18 protein-coding genes are annotated in these 20,208 nt (G+C 67.9%); 6 read left to right on the top strand and 12 right to left on the bottom strand.

Annotated features, from left to right (window positions below):
• Positions 1-65: 65 nt before the first annotated feature.
• Together RIC11_RS17860 and thiC are read right to left on the bottom strand one after the other, a co-directional pair.
• Complete coding sequence (locus tag RIC11_RS17860; RefSeq protein WP_350213630.1) at positions 66-518, bottom strand: heavy-metal-associated domain-containing protein; 453 nt, start codon at positions 516-518, stop codon at positions 66-68.
• A gap of 53 nt (positions 519-571) precedes the next feature.
• Entirely contained in the window at positions 572-1,909 is a 1,338-nt protein-coding gene (gene thiC / locus RIC11_RS17855; protein WP_502879402.1) for a phosphomethylpyrimidine synthase ThiC, read from the bottom strand.
• A 369-nt stretch (positions 1,910-2,278) separates the two neighbouring features.
• Here thiC and RIC11_RS17850 point away from each other — a divergent pair, with 369 nt between their 5' ends.
• On the top strand, positions 2,279-3,076 hold the full coding sequence (locus RIC11_RS17850) for a hypothetical protein (RefSeq protein WP_350213628.1): 798 nt from the start codon (positions 2,279-2,281) through the stop codon (positions 3,074-3,076).
• Here the strand turns inward: RIC11_RS17850 and RIC11_RS17845 are convergent.
• From RIC11_RS17845 to RIC11_RS17825, 5 genes are all read right to left on the bottom strand, one after another.
• The gene (locus RIC11_RS17845; protein ID WP_350213627.1) at positions 2,967-4,592 is read right to left on the bottom strand and encodes a S1C family serine protease; all 1,626 of its coding nucleotides are present in this window, start codon (positions 4,590-4,592) and stop codon (positions 2,967-2,969) included. The two genes, RIC11_RS17850 and RIC11_RS17845, sit on opposite strands and share 110 nt — an antisense overlap.
• Before the next feature lie 90 nt (positions 4,593-4,682).
• Positions 4,683-5,810: a recombinase RecA gene (gene recA / locus RIC11_RS17840; protein WP_502879401.1), complete on the bottom strand. Its 1,128-nt coding sequence runs from the start codon at positions 5,808-5,810 to the stop codon at positions 4,683-4,685.
• Positions 5,811-6,073: 263 nt separating this feature from the next.
• The gene (gene thpR, locus RIC11_RS17835; RefSeq protein WP_350213626.1) at positions 6,074-6,649 is read right to left on the bottom strand and encodes an RNA 2',3'-cyclic phosphodiesterase; all 576 of its coding nucleotides are present in this window, start codon (positions 6,647-6,649) and stop codon (positions 6,074-6,076) included.
• 70 nt (positions 6,650-6,719) lie between these two features.
• Positions 6,720-7,637 carry a PfkB family carbohydrate kinase gene (locus RIC11_RS17830; protein ID WP_350213625.1) on the bottom strand — a complete coding sequence of 306 codons (918 nt, stop codon included), beginning with the start codon at positions 7,635-7,637 and terminating at the stop codon, positions 6,720-6,722.
• Positions 7,638-7,776: 139 nt separating this feature from the next.
• Positions 7,777-8,658 carry a B12-binding domain-containing protein gene (locus RIC11_RS17825; protein WP_350213624.1) on the bottom strand — a complete coding sequence of 294 codons (882 nt, stop codon included), beginning with the start codon at positions 8,656-8,658 and terminating at the stop codon, positions 7,777-7,779.
• Positions 8,659-9,238: 580 nt separating this feature from the next.
• On the opposite strand from RIC11_RS17825, the gene RIC11_RS17820 reads away from it, so the two are divergent.
• Both RIC11_RS17820 and RIC11_RS17815 read left to right on the top strand, forming a co-directional pair.
• Positions 9,239-10,138, top strand: a complete 900-nt coding sequence (locus RIC11_RS17820) for a sigma-70 family RNA polymerase sigma factor (RefSeq protein ID WP_350213623.1) — start codon at positions 9,239-9,241, stop codon at positions 10,136-10,138.
• A gap of 90 nt (positions 10,139-10,228) precedes the next feature.
• Complete coding sequence (locus tag RIC11_RS17815; RefSeq protein ID WP_350213622.1) at positions 10,229-10,810, top strand: AhpC/TSA family protein; 582 nt, start codon at positions 10,229-10,231, stop codon at positions 10,808-10,810.
• A gap of 39 nt (positions 10,811-10,849) precedes the next feature.
• Here the strand turns inward: RIC11_RS17815 and RIC11_RS17810 are convergent, their stop codons facing one another.
• The 3 genes from RIC11_RS17810 to RIC11_RS17800 all read right to left on the bottom strand — a co-directional run bounded on the left by RIC11_RS17810 (position 10,850) and on the right by RIC11_RS17800 (position 12,968).
• Complete coding sequence (locus tag RIC11_RS17810) at positions 10,850-11,323, bottom strand: 6-pyruvoyl trahydropterin synthase family protein (protein ID WP_350213621.1); 474 nt, start codon at positions 11,321-11,323, stop codon at positions 10,850-10,852.
• Between the two features lie 101 nt (positions 11,324-11,424).
• On the bottom strand, positions 11,425-12,045 hold the full coding sequence (gene folE, locus RIC11_RS17805) for a GTP cyclohydrolase I FolE (RefSeq protein WP_350213620.1): 621 nt from the start codon (positions 12,043-12,045) through the stop codon (positions 11,425-11,427).
• A 323-nt stretch (positions 12,046-12,368) separates the two neighbouring features.
• The gene (locus tag RIC11_RS17800) at positions 12,369-12,968 is read right to left on the bottom strand and encodes a peroxiredoxin (protein ID WP_350213619.1); all 600 of its coding nucleotides are present in this window, start codon (positions 12,966-12,968) and stop codon (positions 12,369-12,371) included.
• A 292-nt stretch (positions 12,969-13,260) separates the two neighbouring features.
• Between RIC11_RS17800 and RIC11_RS17795 the strand changes: the two genes are divergently transcribed.
• The 3 genes from RIC11_RS17795 (at position 13,261) to RIC11_RS17785 (ending at position 16,782) form a co-directional block, all read left to right on the top strand.
• Positions 13,261-13,863 carry an exopolysaccharide biosynthesis protein gene (locus RIC11_RS17795; protein ID WP_350213618.1) on the top strand — a complete coding sequence of 201 codons (603 nt, stop codon included), beginning with the start codon at positions 13,261-13,263 and terminating at the stop codon, positions 13,861-13,863.
• Between the two features lie 616 nt (positions 13,864-14,479).
• The gene (locus tag RIC11_RS17790) at positions 14,480-15,652 is read left to right on the top strand and encodes a glycoside hydrolase family 99-like domain-containing protein (RefSeq protein ID WP_350213617.1); all 1,173 of its coding nucleotides are present in this window, start codon (positions 14,480-14,482) and stop codon (positions 15,650-15,652) included.
• Positions 15,653-15,831: 179 nt separating this feature from the next.
• Positions 15,832-16,782 (top strand): SUMF1/EgtB/PvdO family nonheme iron enzyme, encoded by a 951-nt coding sequence (locus tag RIC11_RS17785; protein ID WP_350213616.1) that lies wholly within the window; start codon positions 15,832-15,834, stop codon positions 16,780-16,782.
• 123 nt (positions 16,783-16,905) lie between these two features.
• Here the strand turns inward: RIC11_RS17785 and RIC11_RS17780 are convergent, their stop codons facing one another.
• Positions 16,906-18,474 (bottom strand): cryptochrome/photolyase family protein, encoded by a 1,569-nt coding sequence (locus tag RIC11_RS17780; RefSeq protein WP_350213615.1) that lies wholly within the window; start codon positions 18,472-18,474, stop codon positions 16,906-16,908.
• A 160-nt stretch (positions 18,475-18,634) separates the two neighbouring features.
• On the bottom strand, positions 18,635-20,134 hold the full coding sequence (locus tag RIC11_RS17775) for a cryptochrome/DNA photolyase family protein (RefSeq protein WP_350213614.1): 1,500 nt from the start codon (positions 20,132-20,134) through the stop codon (positions 18,635-18,637).
• Positions 20,135-20,208: the final 74 nt, after the last annotated feature.

Raw genomic sequence — 20,208 nt, 5'->3', positions numbered from 1 at the left:
CGCGGGCCCGGGGTCGGGCGGCCGCGCCGATTTCGTGGTGCTTTAGACGTGGAGCCGTGTGGGGCTCAGCCCTCGTCGGAGTCTTCGCCGAAGCCGGTCTCGTTGATCGCCTCGATGGCCGCGTCGCGGTCGAATTGCGACCGGTCGACCGTCAGCGACACGAGCTTCGTCGACGGGTCGGCCTTGACCTCGACCACGCCGGGCTTGCCGTCGAGCGCCTTGACGACGCTCGCCGCGCACATCTCGCAGTGCATGCCGGGGGCCTTCAGCTCGACGACCGATCCGTCGCCGGCCGCCTCGCCCGCGGTGTAGGAAACCGTCTGCAGCGCGCTGTTGGCGTCGACGGCGGCGCCGTCGTCCGCCGCGGGGGTCGCGGCGCCCTCTTCGGGCATCTCGCCGGCCTCGTCGGTTTCCGCCGGCGCGGCCGGGGGCGCCGTGCCGGCCGGCTCGTTCGCGCCGTCTTGCGGCTCGCAGCCGACCAGCGCCAGCAGCGCCACGAGAGTGATCCAGTGCTTCATCGCGATTGCCTTGTGGGTTGGGGTGTGCCGCTCCTCTGTCCGCCCGCTGCCGGTCACTCCGCCGTGACCGGTTCGCCGATTTGGACCAGGTCGCCCTGTTCGGCCATCTTTCGGATGTCTTGGGTGATCTTCATCGAGCAGTACTTTGGCCCGCACATGCTACAGAAGTGGGCGCTCTTGAAGGTCTCTTGGGGCAGGGTCTGGTCGTGGTACGCGCGGGCCGTTTCGGGGTCGAGCGCCAGGCGGAACTGCTCGTTCCAGTCGAACTCGAAGCGGGCCTTGGAGAGCGCGTCGTCGCGGTCCTGTGCGCCGGGCCGCTTGCGGGCCACGTCGGCCGCGTGGGCGGCGATCTTGTAGGCGATCATTCCCTGCTTGACGTCTTCCTTCTCGGGCAAGCCGAGGTGCTCCTTGGGAGTCACGTAGCAGAGCATCGCCGCGCCGTACCAGCCGGCCAGCGCCGCGCCGATGCCGCTGGTGATGTGGTCGTAGCCGGGGGCGATGTCGGTCACCAGCGGGCCGAGCACGTAGAACGGCGCGCCGTCGCAGACCTCCGCCTGCCGCTGGATGTTCATCTGGATCTGGTCCATCGGCACGTGGCCGGGGCCCTCGACCATGACCTGCGTGCCGCGCTCGCGGCCGCGCTTCGTTAATTCGCCGAGGACCTCGAGCTCGGCGAACTGCGCGTCGTCGCTCGCGTCGGCGATGGAGCCGGGCCGCAGGCCGTCGCCCAGGCTCCAGGTGACGTCGTACTGCCGCATGATGTCGCAGAGGTCGTCGAAGGCCTCGTACAGCGGGTTCTGCTTGCGGTGGGACATCATCCACTTGGCCACCAGCGACCCGCCGCGGCTGACGATGCCCGTGACACGGTTCATCGTCAGGTGCAGGTGCTCCAGCAGCAGGCCGCAGTGGATCGTCATGTAGTCGACCCCTTGCTTCGCCTGGTGCTCGACCATGTCGAGGAAGTGCTGCGGCGTCATGTCCTCGATCTCGCCGCCCAGCTCCTCGAGCATCTGGTAGATCGGCACCGTGCCGATCGGCACGGTCGACTCGGCGATGATCGCTTGGCGGATCGCGTCGATGTTCTTGCCGGTCGACAGGTCCATGACCGTGTCGGCGCCGAACCCGATGGCGGTGTGCAGCTTTTCGAGCTCGCCGTCGATGTCGCTGGTGACCGCCGAGTTGCCGATGTTCGCGTTCACCTTGCACTTGGCCGCCACGCCGATCGCCATCGGGTCGAGCGATCCGGCCAGGTGAACGGTGTTCGCAGGGATCACCATGCGGCCCCGAGCGACCTCGTCGCGGATACGCTCGACCGGCAGCCCTTCGCGCTGCGCGACCCGCTCCATAGCCGGGGTGATCTGACCTTCGCGGGCGAGTTCGAGCTGCGTCACGGGAGCGGGCATCGGCTACAGGTTCCTCAGAGTAGGGTTCGGCGCTTCCACGGCAGGCCTCGCCGGCAGCCGTCGATCACAGCCGGCGGTGAAGCGGCCCCGTCCCAAACCGTTTCGGCGAAACGGGTTTCACCGCCATCCTATCGGGGTCCGGAGGGGTGTCAACGCGGCGCCGACGACCCGCCGGCGCGGGGCGAGCGTGGCCCGATCCGGCCGCTCGCGCCGGTTGTCCGGCCCCTCGGCGGCCCCGCCCTGCCGATTCGTTGCGACCGGTAGCCGGGCCGCTTATGTTTGACGGCGTCGGCAGGCCGCGCTTCGGGCGCTGCGTGTGCCGACAGGAACGGGAGAAAACCGACGCCGGAGGCGGGTGTGAAAGGGGCGACCAAACGGGAGAGCGGCGCGCGACGGCCTGTCCGGGCGGTGCTGCTGGCGATCACGGCGGTCGGGGCGTCGGCGGCAGCCGCGCGCGCCCAGGGGATCAGCCTAGTGATCGATACGTCGCGCGGCGCGGCGTTCCTGAAGAACACGGCACCGAGCGTCGAACCGATCGACGCCTACCAAATCACTTCCCCCGACGGCGCTCTGCTGCCGGCCTTGTGGGCGTCGATCGCCGACAACTACGACGCGGACGACGACCAGAGCGTCGACGCGATGGCCCCGTGGTTTGAAATCGCCGGCTTGCCGATCTCGCTGGCCGAGGCGTCGACCTCCACCGGCAGCGCGGGGCTCTCGCCGGGCCAAGTCGTGTCGCTGGGGCTGATTTATGACCTTTCGGTTGGGGGCTCGGTCGGGATATCGATCGCCGACGGGGTCGTGACTTCGCCCGGTTCGATTTTCTTTCTCGACCTGGCGGCCGACTACGACGGCGATCTGGACGTCGACGCACAAGACTACGCGGTCTACGCCGCCACGTACGGCTCGACGCTCGACCTCCGCGCCGATGGCAACCTCGATGGGCGGGTCGACGCGGCCGACTACACCTTGTGGCGTGACTCGCCGTTGCTCGACGCGGCGCCCCCCTGGGCGTTGGCCGCCGGGGGAACGGCGTCGCTCGGCGCTATTGCTGCGCCGGAGCCCTCTGGGGCGGCTGCAGCGTGCGTCGGCGTGCTTGGGGCGGCTCTTCGGCGGCGTCCGCCGGTTCGGGCGTGTCGGCGAGCGGCTTGGTGAAGGTCAGCCGGACGCCGCCCTCGACGCGCTGGACCGCTTCGTAGAAGTCGCCCGGCGAGTCCACGCGCTCGCCGTTCACGTGGCTGATGAACACGAAGGGGCGGATGCCGCGGCGCCAAGAGTCGCTCTGCTCGTCGACGTCCGCCACGACGACGCAGCCGTCCGGATCGATCTGACCTTGCTCGGCCGCCACGCCGAGCGCTTCCGGCGGGATGGCCGTCGGGTAGTCGACCTGGATGCCACGCCAAGAACGGGGGTCGCGCGAAACGATCTGGCCTTGGCCGACATAGGCCTTGCCCAGCTCGACGACCGCCTCGTCGACGGCGCCGCTGCGCTCGTACTTGACGGTCGTCGTGGCGCCGGGCGCGCGGCTGCCGACGGCTAGCTGCAACGCGTCGGGCGAGGTGACCCGCTGGCCGTCGACGCTCAGCAGCAGGTCTTGCGAACGCAGGCCCGCGCGGGCGGCCGGCCCGCCGCGGAACGCGTTGCGTACCGCGATTCCGACTTCTCCGGTGAGCGGGCTCTGGGCGGGCCCCGGGTCGAAGGTCACCCCCAGCAAGCCGTACTCCGGGGCGCGGCCGTCGCGGAGGGTGTCGATCACCCGCCGCATCGCTTCGTTTATCGGGATCGCGTAGCCGGCGGGCTGTTCGTGCCCGGCGATCACGGCGGCCGTTGTGGTGAGCCCTACGAGTTCGCCGTCGAGCGTGACGAGCGCCCCGCCCGCGGAGTTCCAGCCGAGCTTCGCGTCGGTCTGTATGAGCGACCCGTGGTGGTGCAGCGTCGTCTGGTACTCGCCGTCGGTCGGCGGCGTGTCGCCCAGGCTCTCTCCCTCAGGGACCTTCAACGCGGTGTTGGTCACCGTCCCCCAACTGGCCGTCGGCTGCCCGTCCGACTCGATCGAGAACGGGTTGCCGATCGCGATCACAAACCGGCCCTTGCGGAGGTCCTCGGCCTTGCCCAGCGGCAGCGCCGGCAGATTGATCGGCCCTTCGCGCGAGGCCGCTCGGCCGCCACCGGCCGTCGCCTGGCCATCGCCCGGCAGGCGGCGCTCGATCGCCAGCACCGCGAGGCCGCTCCGCGGGTCGGCCGCGCGGATTTGGGCGACGTAGCGCTGCCCGTCGGCCGTGGTGACCACGTGGGTCTGCTCCAGGTCCACGACGCTGTACTCCGTGAGGATCACCCCCGAGGGGTCGATCACCACACCGGCCCCTTCGCTGAGGACCGGCGCCGCGAAGGGCCGGCTCAGCACACCCAGCGCGCCGGGCAGCTGCCGCTGCTGCTGCATGAGCAGCCGCTGCCGCGCCCGGGCCACGTCGCTGGCGCCGTCCGACAGCAGCACCTCGCCGCGGTTGTGGAGCGAGATGCTCACCACGCTCGCCTCGCAGCGCTGGATCGCGCCGACAACCGCCTGCTCCAGACTCTTGACGGCTTCGCCCGGGCCGCCGGCCGCCGCCTGCTGCGCCGCCGAGGGAGCGGCCCACCAGGGCGCCGGTCCGAGGGCGGCCGCGAGGACCACAAGCCACCGGCTACGGGGCGCCCGGGCCCTCGGCAATCGCACACTCGGTTTCGCAGACAATTGGCGGCTCGGAATTCGCTGGAGCGGTTGTCACAACGAGCCGTCCGGCTCGTCCTCAGACTCGGCGGCGGCTGCTTTGTCGATGGTGAGCAGGTCGTCAAAGCCGCCCGACGCGAGCACCTTCTGGCGGATCTCTTCGGCGATCTCGGGGTTCTCTTTCAGGAACAACCGCGCCTTCTCTCGGCCCTGGCCGAGTTGCATCTCGCCGTACCGCAGCCACGCGCCGGTCCGCGATACGATCTTTTGCTCCGTGCCCAGGTCGAGCAAGTCGCCTTCGTAGCTGATGCCGTCCTTGTGCATCATGTCGAACTCGGCCACCCGGAACGGGGGGGCGACCTTGTTCTTGACCACCTTGCTCCGCACCCGCTGGCCCACGACCTCCTCGCCGTCTTTCAGCTGGCCGATGCGACGCACGTCGATCCGGCACGACGCGTAGAACTTGAGCGCCCGGCCGCCGGGGGTCGTCTCGGGGCTGCCGAACATCACGCCCACCTTCTCGCGGATCTGGTTGATGAAGATGACCGCGGTCTTGCTCTTGGCGATCGCGCCGGTGAGCTTCCGCATGGTCTGGCTCATCAGCCGCGCCTGGAGGCCCACGTGCGAGTCGCCGATCTCGCCGTCGAGCTCTTTCTTGGGCACCAGGGCCGCCACCGAGTCGATGACGATCACGTCGACCGCGTTGCTCTTGACCAGCATCTCGGTGATGTGCATCGCCTCCTCGCCGTGCGACGGCTGGCTCACGAGCAGCGTCTCGAGGTCGACGCCCAGCTTCTTCGCCCAGCTCGGGTCGAGCGCGTGCTCCGCGTCGATGAACGCGGCGATGCCGCCGCCGCGCTGGGCCTGGGCCACCACGTGCAACGCGAGGGTCGTCTTGCCGCTCGACTCGGGACCGAAGATCTCGATGACCCGTCCCTGCGGGATCCCCTGGCCGCCGAGGGCCATGTCGAGCGACAGGCTCGACGTCGAGATCCCCGCGATGCGGCGGTCCGATTCGGCGCCCAGCGGCATGATCGCCCCCTCGCCGAACTGCTTCTCGATCGCCGCCACGGTGTGGCGCAGCTCGTCGCTGTTCTCTAGCACCATGTCCATGGCCGACTTCTTATCGGGCTGGCCATTCGCGGGCTTGCCGGCCTTCTTGCTCGTCGACTTCTTCGCCATCGCGTTGTCCGATCCGGTGGGGGCGCCGTTCTTCGTGGCGGGCTTCGTGCTAGCAGGCTTCGTAGCGGTGGCGACCATAGCGATCCACCCCGGCGCAATCCGGGGCCCTCTTTATCGGGGCGAACGGCGGGTTTCACAAGCCGCGGGGCGGGTCGACTCGGCCGCTCTCAGCCGGCCGGCCCGTCCGCAGCGATTAGTGTACGCACAAACACCTTATCGGTGTTCGCCCGTTCACGCAATAGTTTTCCTCCCGCCGCCGCCAATTATCCCCCCGCTCCCAGTGGACACCTAGCGAGCGCGTAGTAGTCCGGTCCCTCCGGGTGCAGCTCGCTGGCGAGCACCACGATCTCGTCGACGGCCTGCACTCCGGCGTCGTGTTCGGCGAGGGACGGCAGCACGGCGTCGAGCCGCGGGACGGGGCCGCCACGCGCCATCCGCGCGAGGGTCCAGTGGGGCACGTAGCCGCGGCGCTCGCGCTTCTGCACGAGGTGGCCGATGGCGTCGTCCAGGTCGGCCTGCAAGCGGCACACGGCGTCGCGGCCATCGCTCACGCCCAACCAGATCGCCCGCGGCCGGCTCGGCGCCGGGAACGCGCCGACGCCGTGCACACGGAGCGAGAACGGCTCGTTCGCCTTGGCGACCCAATCGGCCGCGCTGCAGGCCTCCGCGACCTCCCGATCGTCGAGGTCGCCCAGGAAGAGCAGCGTCAGGTGCAGGTCGTCCGGGTCGACCCACCTCGCACGCGGCGCGTACGGCCGCAACCGGTCGGCGACCCCTTCGGCCCGCCGCTGGAGGTCGGGGCCCGATTCGATCGCTACGAAGGTGCGGGTCTTTGCCATAGCGGGGTCCGGCGCGAGTCGGCGGGAACCGAAGGCGGAGGGCCCGCCTCGTTCGGGGCGCTGTCCCGGGTCAGAACGCCATCATCTGCTTGTATTCGCGGAGCCGCTCGTCGATCGTGTCGCGGCCGATCGTGCTCATCCTCTCCAAGCCGAACCCCTCGACGTTGAAGCTCGCGACCACCGTCCCGTAGGCCATCGCCGACTTGATCGTCGCGCCGTCGACCCGGCCGGCCTCGGCGAGGCAGCCCATGAATCCCCCGGCGAAGCTGTCGCCGGCGCCGGTCGGGTCGATGACGTGGCGGGTCGGGTAAGCGGGCAGGATTTGGATCTCGATGCCGCCCCCCTCTTCGCGGCCGAAGTAGATGGCGCCGTGTTCCCCCTTCTTGACGATGGCGAACCGCGGGCCCATCTCGAGCACCGCCTCGCCGGCGGCGACCAGGTTCTGTTCGCCGGTGAGGAGCTTCGCCTCGCTGTCGTTCAGGACCAGGCCGTCCAGCTTTTGCATGAGCCGATCGAGGTCGTCCCGGTGCTGCGTGATCCAGAGGTCCATCGTGTCGGCGACGACCAGTTGCCGCTGTTCGGACTGCTCGAGCACCTTCGCCTGGACAGCGGGCACGCCGTTGGCGAGGAACACGTACTTCGAATCCCGGTAGCTGGTCGGCAGCACCGGGTCGAACTCGCCGAACACGTTGAGCTGCACGTCGAGCGTCTCGCGGTCGTTCATGTTCGGCAGGTACCGCCCCGTCCAGCGGAACGTCTTGCCGTCGGCCACCCGGTGGAGACCGGCCGTGTCGACGCCGCGTTCCGACAGGAAGTCGATGTGTTCGTGGGGGAAGTCTTCGCCCACCACGCCCACCAGCCGCACGGGCGTGAAGAAGCTGGCCGCGTACGAGAAGTGGGTCGCCGATCCGCCGAGCAACTCGTCGCGGCGGTCACTCGGGGTTTCGACGTTGTCGATAGCGACCGATCCAACGACAAGCAACGACATCAGCAGCGTCCTGGGGAAATAGGTTGATCCGGGGGAGTTTTGCTCAGCCCCGGATCGTCGCCCCGACACCACACGAGCGCCAAGGGTGGGCGGCGCCTCGCGGGACGCCTTTGGGCGAGCAAGCGAACCGGGACGCCGATCACTCGTCCGCCGGATCGACGGCGCGCCAGGCCTCGATCGTCGAGCGGAACTCGTGCAGGTCGCCGCAGCAGCAGACCCGCTGCCCGTCGCACAGGTCGGACAACGACTCGACGACCCCCTGGCCGCCGATCGCAACCCGCATCGTAGCGGGCGTGTTTTCTAGGAACTCTTGGAAGCCGTGCCGTGTTCGCTCGTGGTCCTCGACGTGCGTGAAGCTCATCCAGAAGAGCCTCGGCTCGTGCTGCCGCGCCGCCGAGGCCATTGTCGGGAAAGGCAGCGAGCTGCCGAGCGAAACGGCCTCCCAGCCTTCGTCGACCAGGATCAACTCGACCATCAGATTGGCGATGCGGTACACGTCGCCCGGCGGGGTGCCCCCCATGGCGAGCGGCGCGGCCGGCGCGGGGGGCGGCAAAACCGATCGGAGGTCGTACATCAAGCGGTTGACGATCTCGCAGGCGCGGTGCTCCTGAAAGATTTCGACCATGCCGCACTCCCATTCGTCGCCCAGGGAATGCAGCACCGGGGTGATTAGGTCCTGGCAGATGCTGACCACGCTGCCGCCCGAGAGGAAGCTGTCGATGACGAGCCTGCGGCTTTGCTCGCTGTCGCCCCGGGTGAGGGCTTCGAAGAGTGCTTCGCGAGCCTCCGCGAGCGCTTGCGGCCGCTCGCCGGCTCCCGACGGCAGGCCCAGCACCTCCGGCCGTACTAGCGGGTGGTTCTGCTGCCGAAGAAAGCGGATTACCTCTCCCACCCGGATGCGGCGGTGGCCGCCGGGCGTGCGCTCGGTCGTAATGACTCCCTGGTCGCACCAACGCTTGAGCGACGATTCGCTCACGCCGATCGAGGTCGCAACCTGTTTCGGACTAAGGAGTTCCTTCATTTTTCAGCCAAGTAGTAGCACCGCTACGACGCGACAGCCACACCCTCGAGAAGCCACTCGCCGGGCTGTCAAGGCTGCGGGGGAGCCCTGCCAGCCAGCGGACTGTAGCAGCGGGTTGGGGGACGGGTAGCGGGTCGCTCGTGGGGCCTCTGTCGCTTCTGTTCGTGTGGTTCTGGCTCGCTTTCCCGTCTGCAGACCCCAGCGAGCGATTCGGAGCGGGCTAACTCCAGCTTAGCAGCAAATCTGAACGTTTTGGATGTTTTCCGTTGCATACCCGCGCCGACGCCGGTATTGTCTTATGCACGTTTTGAACGTTTTGCACGTTGCGGCCGTTTCAAGACCCTGCGGCGAAGACCGCCGTTCGAGCCTTTTGCGATCTCGCACGGAAATCCCCTTCAACCGCCAGAACCCTGCCCTCTGCTACTGGCCCAGGACCCGAGCGATGCCTACCACGCGCCCTCCCCGACGACGATCCGTTAGCAGGCCTGCCGCGTCGGAGACCCCTTCGAACAAATCCAAGCGGCAGCCGAAGCGACCTCGCGCCGGCGCCGCAGCAGCGAGGTCCCGCGTCCGGGCGGGCGTGAGGGGGGTCGATGCGGGGCGGGTCGACCGGTTCTTTGACGCGGCGATCGACTTTATTCCCAACGAATCCTTCGTCGGCCGCCGCGATTCGGCCGACGAGCTCTCGCCGCTCGCGGAGCAGGTTGAGACCAATGGCCGAGGGGCCGAGGGGGCCGGATCGGCGGGGCTTCCGGCTCACCTGTCGCGGATCTGCTCGACGCCGCTGCTCACGCCCGACGAGGAGCAAGAGCTGTTCCGCCGGATGAACTTCTGTAAGCACCGCGCCGCGGCGATCCGCAGCCGGTTATCGCGGTCGAATCCCGACCCGGAGAAGCTCGCCGAGGCAGAGGACTACCTGCAGCGGAGCGAGCGTCTGCGGAACTACCTGATCCGCGCTAACACGCGGCTCGTGATGTCGATCGCACGGAAGTTCGCCGACTCCCGCAATGGGTTCGACGACCTGCTGAGTCAAGGGTTGGCTTCGCTGATGCACTCGGTCGAAAAGTTCGACTACAGCCGCGGCTACCGCTTCAGCACCTACGCGACCTGCGCCGTCCGCCGCGACCTCTACCGGATGGTGATGAATCGCAAGAAGCACGCCCAACGCTTCGCCACCGGGACCGACGAGTTGCTCTCGGCTTGCCCCGAAACCGAGCGCGACCCCGACGAGATGACCGAAGCCGGCTGGAAGCGGCTCAGCCAGTCGCTGCATGAGATGCTCGGCGAGCTCGACGAACGCGAGCGGTTCATCCTCACGCACCGCTTCGGCCTCGACGGGTCGGGCGCCCGAGCTTCCTACAGCCGGCTGGGCGAGCGGCTGGGGATCTCCAAGGAGCGCGTGCGCCAGCTAGCCAACCGCGCCCTGGACAAGCTCCGCGAAATCGTCCCCGAATACCGGCTTGAAGGCCTCGTGAGCTAGTGGGGTTTATCTTGTTCTCTTTCGATTGCCTCCGATGAAGAAGCAACGAGGAGCAGCGGTCCTCCTTCGACAAGACGGCTCGAGGTTTCCATGGCGACCAGGACCCGCGCCGAACCGATCGCAGACGACGGGTCGCCGCTGGCGTTGTTCTGCACAACCCCTGGCGGGGCGACGCTCGATGAGCTGTCCCGCGAGCGGCCGCTGTTCCTCGTTCTGCTGCGTCACGCCGGCTGCACCTTCGCACGCGAGGCGGTCGCCGATCTGAGGGAAGCGGAGTCGCCGATCGAAGCGGCCGGCGCGCGGCTGGTCGTGGTGCACATGGGGGAGGAAGGCCCGGCGATGGCGAAGGCCAGCGGCCGCTACGACCTTGGCGGCGTATCCCAAGTGGCCGACCCTCACCGCCGCCTTTACCGCTGGCTCGGCTTGCCGCGGGGCCGCTTGTCGCAGTTGTTCGGCTGGAAAGAACTCGCCCGCGGCGCGAAGGCGTGCTTGCTCGAGGGCCACGGCGTGGGCCGGTTGCAGGGCGATGGCTTCCAACTGGGCGGGCTCGCGCTCGTGTCCGGCGGCCGTGTCGTGTGGCGGCGACCCCTGTCTTCCGCGTCGGAACGGCCGGACTACGCCGCCGAAGCGAACCGAGCGATTAGCGAATTGCCAACCGAGCAGCCTGCGTGACCGGTCGGCGGCTCCCTTCTTTCGAAGCCGGCGCCGGCCTCAGCCCCGGCCGACGCTAGCCCCTGACAGCCGGCCCGCGTCGCGGTTGTCGGCAACCCAGTCGTCGCGGGTGTACTCGATGACCGACGTGTCGGTTTCGCGGACCTCGATCTTCGCCAGGCGGAAGCCCATCTCGGTGATCTCGCCGAAGAGCGAGTAGGCGAGGTTCTCGACCGTGGTCGGCGCGTCGAACACCTTGAATCGAAAAGTCTCGCCGGTGCGGCGCTCGTGGTCGCGGAGTGTCTCGTAGAGCGGGTCGCTCTTGTTGATGAGCATCCCGTGGTCGTAGTGCTGCTTCAGGTGCGGCTCGATCTTCTCGTCGAACTCGCCGAACAGGGTCGTGAGCGCGCCGGTCCGCTCGACCTCGAAGTGGCACACGAGCCCATACCGGTGGCCGTGCAGGTTGCGGCACTTATCGGCCAGCTGCTCGTTCCGGTGCGCCGCGTAGAACTTGTACTCTTTTCGAATGATCATCGATTCGGTTGCCGATTTGGGATTTCGGAATGCGGATCCAGGCCGTTGCGGCGTTGAGTCGGATCAATCCGCAATCCGCATTCCCCAATCCGCAATCGATCTCATCCGTTGGTGATCAGCGACATCACCTCGGCGCGGCTCGACGCGTTGGTCTTAAACACGCCCCGCAGCGCGCTGGTAACGGTCGTGCTGCCCGGCTTCTGGATGCCGCGGATGCTCATGCACGAGTGCTCCGCCCGCAGAACCACCGCCACGCCGGCCGAGCCGAGCTTGGCCTCGATCAGCTCGGCGATCGTTTGGGTCATCCGCTCCTGGACCTGAGGCCGCCGCGCGACCTCGTCGACGACCCGCGCGAGCTTCGACAGCCCCGTCACCCGCCCGTTCGGCAAATAGCCCACGTGGGCCACGCCCGAGAACGGCAGCAGGTGGTGCTCGCACATGCTGGTGAAACGGATGTCGCGGACCAGCACGATCTCGTCGTATTGCTCGGGGAAAGTCACGTCGAGGTGCCGCCCGGGGTCCTGACGCAGGCCCTGGAACATCTCGGCGTACATCTTCGCGACGCGGCGGGGCGTGTCGAGCAGCCCGGCGCGGTCGGGGTCCTCCCCCACCGCCTCGAGGATCGTCCGCACCGCCCCCTCGATAGCTGCCAGGTCGACCCCCGCTTCGCGGTGGGGCGACCCGTTCTCCGAGGTGCGCGATTCGAGCGGTTGGTTCGCCATGCGGTTCACGGGGCTGCTAGAGCAGCCATTTTCGAAAGCGACGGACATGCGGGGGGACGGGTCGTCGAAGGGACCGGCTCCGAGGGGGGAAACGCGGGTAGGATCACGCCCCGAGCGGGGCCGCCGCCAGCCGGCCAAAGCGGGCCGCTATCAGCAGGCAACTCTAGGCGCCACCCGGCCGCAGACAACCGGTCGTCGTCGCCCGCCCCCGGCGTATTCTGGCCACCGCGCAAACCGCCGGCCGATAGGCCGGAGTAACCGACCCCCCGCGACGCCGGCCGGCGTCGCGGGGGTCGGGGTCGATCGCTCCCGGGGCGGGGGCCTCAGGCCTTGCCCGCGTACTCGGTCTCGAAGAACGACTTGCTGTCGTCGACCGTGGGCTTGATCGTGGCCGCCCCCTCCTTCCAGTTGGCCGGGCAGACCTCGCCGTTCTTCTCGAAGTACTGCAGCGCTTGAACCATCCGCAGGGCCTCGTCGACGCTGCGTCCTAGCGGCAAGTCGTTTACCACCTGGTGCCGCACGACGCCTTCCTTGTCGATCAGGAACAGCCCGCGGAGCGCGACGCCCCCCTCGAGCAGCACGTCGTACTGCTCGGCGATCTTCTTGCTGAGGTCGGCGATCAGCGGGTACTTGACCTTGCCGATCCCCCCCTTGTCGCGCGGCGTGTTGGTCCACGCAAAGTGCGTGTAATGGCTGTCGATCGACACGCCGAGGATCTGCACGCCGAGCTTCTCGAACTCGTCCGCCCGGTCGCTGAACGCGATGATCTCGGTCGGGCACACGAACGTGAAGTCGAGCGGCCAGAAGAACAGCAGCACGTGCTTGCCGCGGTAGTCGGAGAGCTTGACCTCCTTGAACTCGCCGCTGGGCATCACGGCCTGGGCGGTGAAGTCGGGGGCTTCTTTCTGGACGAGGATCGACATGGCGGGGGTACCTCAAATCGAGGGCTTCGGGCGGTTTCGGATCGCTTCAGACCTTGTTTTATAGGCATTCACCCCCCACGGGGATAGCGGCGCCAGCCATGCCTTTTTCGCATAGGCGCGATGCGTCGGCCGGCGCGGGCCGCTGGCCCGTTTGTTGCTAGGCCTCTGCCCTGCCACCCGCCCCGCCGTTGCGACGGCTCGGCTGCCCCGTCGCGTGGCCGGCGGGTACAAAAAGGGCCGTGCGGGACGGGCCCCACGCGTCCCGACCCGACAGAACAGGCGCCCCCCACCGATGGCCGAAGAAGAAGAACCCAAGTCGCTCACCGACATCGTCGACGACCTCGAAGGCGCCGCCGGCGGCGACGGCGACTCCAGCGACCTGTCGGTCCAAGACGCGCTCGACGAATTCGCCGGCCGCTTGTTCGGCCCGCTGCTGGTCATCCCGGGCCTTGTGCTGATGACCCCCTTGGGCACGATCCCGACCCTGCCGACCACGATGGGCGTGTTCGTGATCTTGGTCGCCGGCCAGGCGCTCTTCGGCCGCAAATACCCTTGGCTGCCGGGCCTCATCGCCGAGCGGAGCGTCGACGAGCAGAAGTTCGAGGAATCGATGGAAAAAGCCCGGCCGTGGCTCGAGTGGGTGGATCGCTTCACCGGCCAGCGGATGCCGTACATGGTGAAGGGGCCGATGAAGTACGTCGTCGCCGCCGTCTGCGTGGTGATGGGCTGCACCATGCCCCCCCTGGAGTTGGTGCCTTTCGCGTGCGTCGTGCCCGGCGCGGCGATCATGCTGCTGGGCCTGGCCGTCACCGCGCAAGACGGCCTGCTCGCGCTGGTGGGCCTGATCGCGTCGGTCGGGGCGCTGGGGGTGCTCGTCTGGTGGGGGCTCGGTTGAGCCCCTATGAGCCACGCGCCGGCCGCCGCGAGCGCTTGTCGGTTTCGTTACGTTACGCGGCGCGCCAACAAACGTCGATGTAACGCTATTGCGCGCCGTTTGGGACCTTAACTCGTTACGCCCCAACCACTTCGCTATGCGTTACACGGTGCGTTCAAGACGCGCTAACTGTAACGAAACCCCCCAGCGCCCGGTCGGCTGAAAACCCGTCGATTGTCGCCGCTGAATCGACGACGGGCCGAGAATTAGCCACCGATCCGGGGAAGAAGTCGGCTCGGTGCGGTTTGGTTTCGCCGGATAGAAGCTTACGGGCTGTGCGGTTGAGGGAATTTGCTGCAACACGTTGGCAGCCAAGCGTCGGCGCCGATGAGGCCACCCGTCGGAATGGCCCGCAATCGTGCCTTCTTGGCTGCGCGCGCCGGGGAGCGTCGCCCCGCCACCGCGCCTGACGTATGGTCCGGTCTCCCGCGGGTTGCGACACGGCTGGCCCCCCACCTCGGCGGCCGTGCGTAGGCTCGCCGCCTTTACTCACCGAGCCGCCTAGTTCTGCAGACCGACGATGAACCGACGCCCGCCTCGCTTCTGGATGGAAACGGCCGTAACGGCAGGCCGTCTCTTGCGCAGCGCCGCCGTCGGCGGCGCTGCGGTGTGGCTGGCTGGTGGCGCCGTGTGGCTCGCCAGCTGCACCGTGTCAGCGGCCTCGCAACCGGGTGACAACTCGCAACCGGGGGACAAAGAGTACCTGGTCGGCGTGACCTACTTCGCGGGCTGGTGGGAGCCGACTCCCAACAAGTGGCACAGCAATATCAGCGGCGAGTACCGCGACTGGCGCGAGGGCTTCCCCGAACGCAAGCCGCTCCTCGGCGAGTACAACACCCAGCCCACGATGGACGCCGAGATTGCCGCCGCGGCCGAGCACGGCGTCGACTTCTTCAACATCCTGTGGTACCCGCAGGACGGGCCGGTCCCCGGCGAGCCCCACGCCGCCAAACTCAACTCGGGGCTGGAGCACTTCGTCCGATCGCCGCAGAGCGATCGGCTCTCGTTCTGCCTCGAGGTCTGCAACCACCCCCCCTTCGACGCGCTCACCGACGCGTCGTGGGCCGACTGCGAAGCGACGTTGCTCGCCGCCTTCCGGCAGCCGAGCTACCTGCGCGTCGGCGGGAAGCTGGTGCTGAAGATCCATAGCAGCCAGCACTTCCTTCAGGCCCACGGCGGCGACGTCGGACCGGCGGCCGCGCGGCTCGAGCGCTTGCGGCAAGTTGTCCGGGAGAACGGACTCGGCGAGCTGCTGATCGGCGGCGGCCTGACGGGGTGGTCCAGCCCGGCGGACCAGCCGTGGTTCCGCACGCTGTTCGACTACGGATCGACCTACATGGCCCTGCCCGAGCAGCTGCCGCGCACCCCGCACGACCTCCCCTACGGGATCATCTCTCGCTACACCCAGGCGTACCGGATGCACGGCGCCGAAGCCGGCTTCCCGATCGTTCCCTTCGTGACCGCCGGGTGGAACTCTCGCCCGTGGGACTACCCGACGCGGCCGTGTTTCGAGTTGCCTACCGAAGAGCAGTTCCGCGCCGAGCTCCGCGCGGTCCGGGAGGACCTCGACGCGTTTCCGACGCTCGGCTTTCCGACGAAGGACGCAACGCAAAAAGCCTTCGTCATCTACGCCTGGAACGAGTTCGGCGAAGGGGGCTTCATCGCGCCGACCGAAGGCTGGGGTACGTCGCGCCTGCGGGCGATCCGCGACGAGTTCGCGGCGGATGAGACCCGAGTCGGCAAGAACTGAGCCCGTGGTTGGCCGGGCGCCGAACGAACCCCCAGCGGGTTTCGTTGGGCGCTATCCGACGGAAGGGGCGAATGACGCCTCTTTTGTAGCCACTTCATTGGCAAATCTTGGTACGGTCAGGCCCAGGGACAGACAACCCGAGGCCTCATCCAATGCGCAGATCGACCCCTTCGCACGCCTTGTACGGCGTCGCACTCTTCGTAGCCATCGTCGCGGCGACATCGCCCAGTACCGCAGACACGTTCGGTTCGGGCGACTTGGCGTTCGAGATCCCGTTCGTGACGATCGGTGATCCGGGCAATCCGGCCGACACGACCGGGGCGCCCAACCCCGCCGGATCGGTCGGATACACGTACCGCATAGGCAAGTACGAAGTCCCGGAACAAGCGATCCGTAAGGCCAACGAGCTGAGCGAGCTAGCCGGCGACCCACTCGCAATCACCATCGACGACCGCGGGCCCAACAAACCGGCGACCCGGCTCAGTTGGTTCGAGGCGGCCCGGTTCGTCAACTGGCTGAACGCCGAAAAGGGCGCCGCGCCGGCCTACAAGTTCGACGGCGCCGGTGAGTTTCAGCTCTGGTCTCCAGGCGATGTTGGCTACGACCCGCAGAACCCGTTTCGCAACTCGCTGTCGCAGTATTTCATCCCAAGCGTCGACGAGTGGTACAAAGCGGCCTACTACGACCCGACACTCGATGCGTACTGGAACTACCCGACCGGAAGCGATGATCCACCAATCTCTGTTGTCAGTGGTACCGATCTAGGGACTGCGGTTTGGAATCAGCCGACTGGATTGGCCGACATAACTCAATCGGGTGGCCCGAGCCCATTCGGGACCATCGCCCAGGGAGGTAACGTTGCGGAGTGGCAGGAGACTACTCTCTTCGGCGATCCAACAACCCTACTTTCACCGGACTCCCGCGGCGTCAGAGGCGGGCAAGCCGGCCTGGTAACAAATGCCTTTCCGTTGTCCGTTCTGGGGGGAGATGACAGGCTGGCTAGCCGGTCCACACAGATTGGATTTCGTGTCGCAGCAGTTCCCGAGCCCGGCTCAGCTCTCTCACTAAGCTTAGCTCTTCTCTACTTCCTGCTCTCCTTGGCTGACCGACGCAACGCACCCCGCCTCTAAGTTTGGTAGGGCGCCATCCGGCGAAGCCGAATCGCACCGCAGTCGACGGCGCCGATGGTGCGATTCCGCTTCGCGGGATAGCGCCCTACAGGTCTGCGTTCCCAGCCAGCTGGCCCCAATAGATCATGCCCAGCGTTCCCGCAGCTCCTGGGCGCGCTCGCGGATCGTGTCGAGTTCTTCCTTGTCCTTGCGCTCGACGTTCTTTAGCTGCATCGTCAGGCGGTTGTTGCCCGTGAGCCGCTTCTGGTGGCGGGCGAGGAAGTCCCAGTAGAGGGTGGTGAAGGGGCAGGCGTCCTCTCCGGTGGCCTTGGCCGGCTTGTAGCGGCAGTTCTTGCAGTAGTTGCTCATCCGGTTGATGTAGGCGCCGCTCGCGCAGTACGGCTTGCTCGCCATCAGGCCGCCGTCGGCGTACTGCGACATGCCGAGCGTGTTGGGCAGCTCGACCCACTCGACCGCGTCGACGTACACGGCCAGGTACCACTCGTGCACCCGCTTCGGGTCGACGCCCAGCAGCAGCGCGAACAGGCCCGTGACCATCAGCCGCTGGATGTGGTGCGCGTAGCCAAGCTCCAGGGTCTGGCCAATCGCCTGGCGGAGGCACTCCATGTCGGTCTCGCCGGTCCAGTAAAAGCGGGGCAGCTCGCCGTCGGCGCCGAGCGTGTTGCGGTCGACGTAGCCCGGCATGTGGTTCCAGTAGATCCCGCGAACGTACTCCCGCCAGCCGACGATCTGCCGCACGAAGCCCTCCACCGCGTTGATCGGCGCGTGGCCGTCGTGGTAGGCCTGCTCGGCCGCGGCGACTACCTCGCGCGGGCCGAGCAGCTTGAGGTTCATCGCCGAGGAGAGCCGCGAGTGGTAGAGCCACGGCTCGTCGGTCCAGAGGGCGTCTTGGTAGTCGCCGAAATTGGGCAGGCGGTGTTTGATGAAGTCGGTCAGCGTGCGCCGCGCGTCGGCTACGGTCACCGGCCAGTCGAACGCGGCCAGCTCGCCCGGGTGGTCGGCGAAGCGGTCGTTGACCAGCGCGATGACCTGCTCGGTGATCGAATCGGGGCTGGTCGAGCGCGGCGAGCGGAGGTCGCCGGGGCCGCCCTTGGCGAACGAGCCGCGGTTCTGCTTGTCGAAGTTCCATGCGCCGCCGATCGGCTGGGCGCCCTCCCCCGTGCCCTCCATCAGCACGCCGTGCCGCTGGCGGACTTCGCGGTAGAAGTACTCGAGCCGCACCTGCTTGCGGCCCTTGGCGTGCCGGGCGAAGTCCTCGGGCGTGGTGTAGAAGTGCGTGTCGTCGAGGATCTCGAGCGGGAGGCCGGCCTCCTCGGCCGTTTTCAGCAGCGACCGCTCGACGCGCCACTCGCCGGGCTTCACGACGGCGAGGCGCTCGGGCCGGAGCCGCTTGATCGCGTCGTCCAGCGCGGCGGCGAAGGTCTCTTCCGAGCCGACGCGGGTTCGGCCGTCGCTCTTGGCGGGAAGCTCGCGGTAGTCGACCCGCCAGCCCGCGCCGCGCAGCTCGTCGCGGAAGTGGCGCATCGCCGACAGGAAGATCGCGATCCGCGCCTTGTGCGTCCCGACGTGGGTCGACTCCTCGGCGACCTCGGCCATCCAGAGCGTGTCTCGCTGTTTGTCGAGCCCTTCGAAGAGGGCCGACTCGCGGTCGAGCTGGTCGCCGAGGATCAGGGCGAGCGTGTTGGTTCGCATTTACGATTCACCGCGGAGAGCGCGGAGCACGCGGAGGAAGGAGGGGAGATTGGCGATCTCGGGGGCGGTCACCGGTTCTGCGTTTTGGGCGGTCTGGGCAGCTGATCGCCAAAAGCGCCTTTTCTTTCTCCGCGCTCTCTGCGATCTCCGCGGTAGAAAATCAAAAGAGCGAGCGCTCCGCGTCGGCCGCGTACTTCTTCAAGTAGTCCTTCACGTGGACCTTCCGCTTCGTGTTGTCGCTGGTCATGTAGCGGACCTTGCCGAAGACCTCGCGCTCGGGGCCCCATGCGCGGTCGTAGCGACCGAAGGTCCAGAGGATGCCGGAGTAGCTGTTGGGGTCGCGGCCGTCGAGCGCGTACTTGTTGTTCAGGTGCTCGAGGATCTGGTACGCCTGGCGCGGCGAGGCGCTCCAGTGGAGCACCTTCTTGCCCCACAGCATCCGCAGGTAGTTGTGGATGCGGCCGTCGCGCAGCAGCTCGCGCTGGGCCGCGTTCCAGAGGTCGTCGTGGGTTTGGGCCCGTTCGAACTGTTCGAGGGTGTACGTGTGCGGGCGGTCGTCGTCGGCGTGTTCGGCGAGGGTCTCTTGCGCCCAACCGGGGAGCGACTCGAAGCGGGTGTAGTCGGCGCGCTTGGAGGCCATGTTGAGGCCCAGCTCGCGCCAGGTGAGCAGCTCGTCGAGGAAGCCCTCGGCCTCGGGGCTCATGCCCCACCAGCCGTCGCTGCTGCCGCTGGCCTTGTCGGCGGTCTTGTTCGGCGACCAGCCCTCGCGCTCGGCGATGCGATCAAAAACCTCGTGCGGCGAGATGTGACCCCAGTGCAGGTAGGGAGAGAGCCGGCTGGCGGAGTCGGCCTCCGGGTCGTTGCGTTCTTCGTACCGGTCGAGGCGGTCGTCAACGAAGCGGTCGAGGCACGCCGCCGCGGCCTTCCACCCGCCCGGCGTGTGCTCGACGGGGGGGACCGAATGGTCGATCGGCAGCGAGGCCACGAGGCCCGACGGGTCGTCCAGGTCCTCTTGCGAGACCGGGTTGTACTCCTGCTGAACGCCATCGAGCACGCCTGCGGCCGACGGGCCGCGATCGCCTTGCAGCGGGGAGGGCCTCGGCGCGTCGCCGAGGTGCTCGAGCACGTTCTTTTGCAGGTGTCGGCGGAAGTCGTACGCGCGACTCCAAACCTTGTCGCACGCGCGCATCGGGTAGAGGCCGTTCGAATCGACCACCTCGTACCGGCAGTCAATGACGCGGTTCGCGGCGCGGTTGAGCGAGCGGATGAAGAAGCCCGGGTAGTCGTCCGTCACGACCACCGCCGACCGACCGACCAGGGATTTGAAGAGCTTCTTGAGGGAGCCGACCTCCGGCTCGACGTACGGGTAGTAGGCCAACGTGCCAACGCCGGCGAAGGCCTCCGCGTTGTCGCGCATGCCTTGGATCGCGAACGTGTGGAAGCGGTCGCTCGCCCAGCGGTAGTCGACCCGCAGCGGCTCGAACACGACCAGAGGCAGGCCAAGCTCGCGCCGCCACTCGACCGCGCGGTCGAGGGCGAAGTTCCATCGGGGCCGGCGGAAGGAGGTCATCCAGTAGAGGACGAACTCGGCATCGGGGCGCACGTCGCGCGGCGCATCGTGGCCGTCGCGAACGCGGATCGGCGGCACGTCGGAGTCCATATCGAGCGGACGGGTGGCGGGTGGCGGCGGGCGGTTGGTCGTATTTGGGACAAGGCCTCGCGGCGGAAGCCGGC

Origin of the sequence: Botrimarina sp. (assembly GCF_040219535.1) — a bacterium.
In the GTDB taxonomy this organism is placed as follows: Bacteria; Planctomycetota; Planctomycetia; order Pirellulales; family Lacipirellulaceae; genus Botrimarina.
This window is presented reverse-complemented; position numbering and strand designations above follow the sequence as displayed.